This is a genomic window from Bradyrhizobium sp. NAS80.1 (genome assembly GCF_001908205.1).
Classification (GTDB): Bacteria; Pseudomonadota; Alphaproteobacteria; order Rhizobiales; family Xanthobacteraceae; genus Bradyrhizobium.
Genome location: NZ_LGHL01000128.1, coordinates 138408 through 144537 on the forward strand (window position 1 = coordinate 138408; position 6130 = coordinate 144537).

Genomic DNA, 6130 nt, shown 5'->3' on the forward strand with positions numbered 1-6130 from the left:
CTATGCCTCTCCCCGCAAGCGGGGAGAGAAGAAAGAGGCCTCACATCTTCTTCGCCTCGACCGCCATCCGCACCGCAAGCCCGGCCAGTACCGTGCCCATCAGCCAGCGCTGCATCAGCATCCAGCTCGGCCGGCTCGCCAGGAACAGCGCGATCGATCCTGCCGCGAGCGCAATCATCGCATTCACGCTGACGCTGATCACAATCTGGATCGCCCCTAACACCACCGACTGTGTCAGCACGCTGCCGGCAGCGGGGTCGATGAACTGCGGCAGCAGCGCCAGATAGAGCATCGCAATCTTCGGGTTGAGCAGATTGGTGACGAAGCCCATCGCGAACAATTTGCGCGGGCTGTCGATCGCGAGCGTCTTCACCTGAAACGGCGAGCGCCCGCCCGGCTTCACCGCCTGCCAGGCCAGCCACAGCAGATAGCCAGCGCCGGCGAAGCGCAGCGCGTCATAGGCAAAGGGAATGGCAAGCAGCAGCGCCGTGATGCCGAACGCCGCGCACAGCATGTAGAACACGAAGCCGAGCGCCACGCCGCCGAGCGAGACGATGCCGGCCGCCGGCCCCTGCGTGATCGAGCGCGAGATCAGATAGATCATGTTCGGCCCGGGTGTGAGCACGAGACCGAGGCAGACGAGGGCGAAGCCGAGCAAGGCGGATGTGTGGGGCATGGGCGAACCGGTGCGGGAGATCGCCCGATTTTAATATGCGTGGCCCCGCCGGACCATCGCGCAATTGCTCGGAGGACAATTCAATGCGATCGCCCGGTCGTGAAGGCGAACCAGAGGGCTATGGCGACCAAAGCCTGAGCGAAAAGGCGACGCACCGCCTGGCGGTTGTTAGCGACGTCGATGGTCGATTGCAGCGAGCCCGCCAGCGCGACGATCGTCACATGAATCAAAGGTCGCGATCGCGACATAGACGACGCTGAGCATCAGGGTCTGCCTGACGACCGATCCTGCTTCGGCGCGGACGAACTCCGGCAACACCGCCACGTAGAACACGGCCGCCTTGGGATTCAGCAGGTTGGTGATCAGCCCCCGCCGGAACGCCGGCCATGGCCGCGCATGGCCGTCGCCTGCCTGATCGGGCGCGATATCCTCCTTGCCCGACCATGCTTCCCAGGCGAGCCACAGCAGAAAGGCGACACCGCCCCAGCGCAACAGGCCGTAGAGCAGCGGCGAATGATCAATCGCGGCCGCAAGGCCGAATGCCGCGATGATGCCATAGGTCATCAGCCCCAGCGCAATGCCGGCCACTGCGGCAAAGCCCGTACGCATGCCGCTGGATAGCGACAGCGCCGCGAGATAGGTCATGTTGGGACCGGGCGTGATCTCGATCACGAGCGCGGTCAGCGCGAAGGCTAGCAGCGGACTGAGATTACTCACGCGGATGGGCCCGGTTGCGAGCGCGCTGACGGATCAGTGCGCTTCGTCCCAATTATTCGCCGCGCGGGCGTCCACGTGCAGCGGCACCGACAGCAGCACGGCCGGGAACGGCGCGTCCTGCATGACGTGCTGCACGACGGGGAGCGTTGCCTCGACCTCGGCGTCCGGCACCTCGAAGATCAGTTCGTCATGCACCTGCAGGAGCATCTGCGCCGACAGCTTCTTCTGGGCCAGCGCGTCCTCGACGCGGATCATGGCGCGTCGGATGATGTCGGCCGCGGTGCCCTGGAGGCGCGCGTTGATCGCAGCGCGCTCATTGAACGCGCGCACCGAAGCGTTCGACGCCTTGATGTCGGGATAGTGGCACTTGCGGCCGAACAGCGTGGTGACGTAGCCATGCTGCCGGCAGAACTCCTTGGTCTCGTCCATATAGGCGCGGATGCCGGGGAAGCGCTCGAAGTACTTCTTGATGTAGGCGGACGCTTCCTCGCGCGCGATGCCGAGCTGGTTGGCGAGGCCAAACGCCGAGATGCCATAGATGATGCCGAAATTGATCGCTTTCGCGCGGCGGCGGACTTCGCTCGGCATGCCCTCGATCGGCACGCCGAACATTTCGGACGCGGTCATCGCGTGAATGTCGAGCCCGTCCCTGAACGCCTGCTTCAGCACGGGAATGTCGGCGATCTCCGCCAGCAGCCGCAGTTCGATCTGCGAATAGTCCGCTGACACCAGCTTGTGTCCGGGCGTGGCGATGAAGGCGCGCCTGATCTTGCGGCCGTCCTCTGTGCGCACCGGAATGTTCTGCAGGTTAGGCTCGTTCGACGACAGCCGGCCTGTCGTGGTCGCGGCCAGCGCATAGGTCGTGTGCACGCGGTGGGTCTGCGGATTGACATAGGTCGGCAGCGCGTCGGTGTAGGTCGATTTCAGTTTCGAGACCTGACGCCACTCCAAGATCTTCTTCGGGAAGTCGTAGCCCTGTTCGGCGAGATCGTCGAGCACCTGTGCAGTGGTCGACCACGCGCCGGTCTTGGTCTTGGTGCCGCCGGGCAATCCCATCTTGCCGAACAGGATGTCGCCGATCTGTTTGGGGCTGCCGACATTGATCGGCTCGCCCGCGATCTCCTGCACCTCCGCCTCGACGCGCGCGGCGGTCTGGGCGAATTCGCCTGAGAGGCGCGACAGTACCTGGCGGTCGATCGAGATGCCGCGCCGCTCCATGCGCGCGAGCACCGCGACCAGCGGCCGCTCCAGCGTCTCGTAGACGGCGCTCATGTGTTCGCTGACGAGGCGTGGCTTCAGCACGCGCCAGACGCGCAGGGCCATGTCGGCGCCTTCCGCCGATAGCGGCGCAGCCTTGTCGATCGGCACCTGGTCGAAGGTGATCTTGCCCTTGCCGCTGCCGAGCAGCTCGCTCTCCTTCAGCATGGCGTGGCCGAACCAGCGCTCGGATAGCGATTCCAGCCCATGCGAGCCACGGCCGGCGTCGAGCACGTAGGAGATCAGCTGCGCGTCGTCGGTGTCGCGCAAGCTGATGCCGTGCTGCGCCAGCATCACGGCGGTGAATTTGACGTCGAATCCAACCTTGAGGATGCCGGCCGATTCCAGCACGGGGCGCAGCGCTTCGATGGCGTCGTCATGCTTGACTTGATCGGGCGCGAGGCCGGCGTCGAACAGGCCTGCGCCACCGCCGGACTGTTTGTGCGCCAGCGGCACGTAGCATGCATCGTTCGGCGCGAGCGCCAGCGCGATGCCGCAGAGATCGGACTGCATCGGATCGATCGAGTTTCCGCGGATCTCGATAGCGACATGGCCGGTCTCGTGGATGCGCGCGATAAAGGCGTCGAGCTCCCCGAGCGTCTTGATTGTCTGGTATTTGCTGCGGTCGACCGGAAGCTTGCGCAACGCTTCCTCGCGTGCTGTGGCCAGCGAGATCGGCGCGCCCTTGATGCTCGCCGACTTGTCGCCCTTGTCGCCGCCCGTTGCTTTCGCCGCGGGGCCGGCGAAGAGATCACCGGAGGCGTCGGACGCTTTCGCTTTGGCCGCGCCATCGCCGGCCCTGACGCTGCTGCTGTTGCTCGCATCGGCCTCGACATTGGCGGGATCGATCTGCGAATAGTCGGCGACGCGGCGCGTCAGCGTCGTAAATTCCATCGCCTTCAGGAAGGCGATCAGCTTGCGCGCCTCGGGCTCGTGAACGGCGAGGTCGTCAAGCGGCACCTCCAGCTCGACCTTGTCGTCGAGCAGCACGAGCTGGCGCGAAACCCGCGCCTTCTCGGCATTCTCGAGCAGCGCCTCGCGCCGCTTCGGCTGCTTGATCTCGGTGGCGCGGAACAGCAATTGCTCGAGGTCGCCATATTCGACGATCAGCTGCGCGGCGGTCTTGATGCCGATGCCGGGCACGCCCGGCACGTTGTCGGTGGAATCGCCGGCCAGGGCCTGCACCTCGACCACCTTCTCCGGCGGCACGCCGAACTTCTCGATCACCTCGGGGATGCCGATGCGGCGATCCTTCATGGTGTCGTACATCGTGATCTTGTCGTTCACGAGCTGCATCAGGTCCTTGTCGGAGGACACGATGGTCGTGATGGCGCCACGTTCGCTCGCCTGCCGCGCATAGGTCGCAATGAGATCGTCGGCCTCGAAGCCAGCCTGTTCCAGGCAGGGCAGGTCGAAGGCGCGCACGGCCTCGCGGATCAGCGCGAACTGCGGGATCAGGTCGTCCGGAGCAGGGGGACGGTGCGCCTTGTATTCGGGATAGATCTTGTTGCGGAAGGTGACCTCCGACTTGTCGAACACGATCGCCAGATGGGTCGGCCGGTTGTCGGCGGGCATGTCGCGCAAGAGCTTCCACAGCATGTTGCAGAAGCCGAGCACGGCATTGACCTGCAACCCGTCGGACTTGCGGTTCAGCGGCGGCAGCGCGTGATAGGCGCGGAAGATGTAGGAGGAGCCGTCGACCAGGAAGACGTGGTCGCCCTTCCCGGCGGCTTTCGCCGAGACCGGTCTGGCAGCAGCTTTGGCAGCAGCGGGCTTGGTGTCGGCGGCCGCCTTGGGCGCAGCAGCCTTGGTGTCAGCTTTGGCGGTGATCTTCGGGGAGGTTTTGGGCATGGCCGCAATGTATGAATTTTTGCGGGCTTTGACAGCCTCGGGAAGGGGATTTTTGGCTGGATTCCCACACCTCATCGTCGTCCCGGACAAGCGTAGCGAAGCGGAGCGCAGATCCGGGACCCATAGCCACAGGGAGTAGTTTGGCGAAGACTCGGAGTTGCCATCTCCCGCCACAACCTCTCCCTGGGGTTATGGGTCCCCGCGTTCGCGGGGACGACGATGTGGAGGGAGCGCTACTCCGCAGCGACCCCCGCGCTACTCCGCCGCCTGCAACACCGGTCCAGCCTTCTTCGGCGCAATCCAGAATGCATCGGGCCGCTCGAACAGGAAGCCGGCATTGAGCCGCAGCGCGGCCTGCCAGATCGCGAGCGATCCGACCACGCCGACGATGGTGACGATCAGCGACACCGTGCCGATGTCGGGAATGATGCCGGCGCGCAGCAGCAGCGTCCGCGTCGTCGCCATCGGCAGGAAGAAGGCGAGATAGATCACGATCGACTGCTCGCCGCAGAAGCGCAGGAAGTTGCACCAATGCGCGCGGGCGAGCAGCGTGCCTGTCGTGATGATGGCGCAGGCGCCGGCAAAGCCGAGCGCGAGCGACACGATCTTCCATTCGCTGGCGCCACACGCGACGAGACCGGCATTGACCAGTGCCCACGCCGCGAGTGCCGCGAGTGCAAGCGCGGGATGCTTGCGCGCACGATCCGACAGCGCGAACACGTAAGGCGCGAACAGATAGCCCGAATAGAAATAGACGAAGCGCGCGCAGAACTCGTCGATCGCGGTCCAGCCAGTCGAGATCCGCGCCGTCTCCAGCGCGGCGGCGGCGAGCCAGATCGCGAGCGGCGGGGCTCGCCGTGTCAGTTTTGTGACGACGAAGAAGATCGGCAGGAGATAGATGAACCAGAGCGTGCCGAACGGCTCGATGAAGGATTCGAGATACAGGAAGCCAGCATCGTGCCAGCTGGTTGCTGCGGCGAAGGCGGGCGCCTTGAAGCCGAACTGGATTGTCACCCAGACGACATAGAAATAGGCGAAATGCACCACCTTGCGGTCGAGATAGGTTCGCCAGTCCCGATCGATCACCAAGGGCAGGAACAGGCCCGAAATCAGGAAGAAATCCGGCATCCGGAACGGCTTTGCAAAGGCCACGGCTACATGCATGAAACCAGTCTCGCCTGCGGCGAGCTCGACCCCCAGCACCGAATGCATCATCACGACCATGACGATGCAGATGCCCTTGGCGTAGTCGACCCAGTCGACACGCGCGGCAGAAGGGGCCTTGGAAAGCCCGCCCGCGGCGATTGTGCCTGATGGTGCCATGGTGTCCCTTTTCGAGGCGTGTTCCGCCCGGTTCTGTCTTGGCGTGGGGCAGTTTGGAGCTTTGCGGTTTCCGACTTCTTTACCGGTTCAATTCGCGTGCCGGTTTTTGCACGCGCACTGTTCTCTCCCCTAAGGAAAATGCTAAACCGCCCCGCGTTGGGGTTTCGTTAACCAAGCTAGAACAGGGTTTTTCATGCGAATCGCGATGATCGGAACGGGCTATGTGGGACTGGTGTCCGGAGCCTGCTTTGCGGATTTCGGTCACGACGTCACCTGCGTCGACAAGGACGAGAAGAAGATCGCAGC

General features: G+C 64.3%; 4 protein-coding genes and 1 pseudogene. 1 reads left to right on the top strand and 4 read right to left on the bottom strand.

Translation table 11 applies throughout. The features are described from left to right. Nucleotides 1–40: 40 nt before the first annotated feature. From AC629_RS27940 to AC629_RS27955, 4 genes and pseudogenes are all read right to left on the bottom strand, one after another. Nucleotides 41–676 (bottom strand): LysE family translocator, encoded by a 636-nt coding sequence (locus tag AC629_RS27940; RefSeq protein WP_084808100.1) that lies wholly within the window; start codon nt 674–676, stop codon nt 41–43. A gap of 80 nt (nt 677–756) precedes the next feature. Beyond that, nucleotides 757–1321, bottom strand: a pseudogene (locus AC629_RS27945) (LysE family translocator). Nucleotides 1322–1426: 105 nt separating this feature from the next. Continuing rightward, a complete protein-coding gene (gene polA, locus AC629_RS27950; protein WP_084808101.1) occupies nt 1427–4501 on the bottom strand; it encodes a DNA polymerase I in 3075 nt (1024 codons plus the stop codon). 255 nt (nt 4502–4756) lie between these two features. Beyond that, complete coding sequence (locus tag AC629_RS27955) at nt 4757–5824, bottom strand: acyltransferase family protein (protein ID WP_084808102.1); 1068 nt, start codon at nt 5822–5824, stop codon at nt 4757–4759. 193 nt (nt 5825–6017) lie between these two features. Here AC629_RS27955 and AC629_RS27960 point away from each other — a divergent pair. Continuing rightward, a partial coding sequence (locus AC629_RS27960) for an NAD-binding protein (RefSeq protein ID WP_143199497.1) occupies nt 6018–6130 on the top strand: 113 nt, incomplete at its 3' end.

Bases quoted from the DNA above. Each gene is read 5' to 3' on its own strand.
- AC629_RS27940 (WP_084808100.1), bottom strand. From the start codon at position 676: ATGCCCCACACATCCGCCTTGCTCGGCTTCGCCCTCGTCTGCCTCGGT.
- polA (WP_084808101.1), bottom strand. From the start codon at position 4,501: ATGCCCAAAACCTCCCCGAAGATCACCGCCAAAGCTGACACCAAGGCT.
- AC629_RS27955 (WP_084808102.1), bottom strand. From the start codon at position 5,824: ATGGCACCATCAGGCACAATCGCCGCGGGCGGGCTTTCCAAGGCCCCT.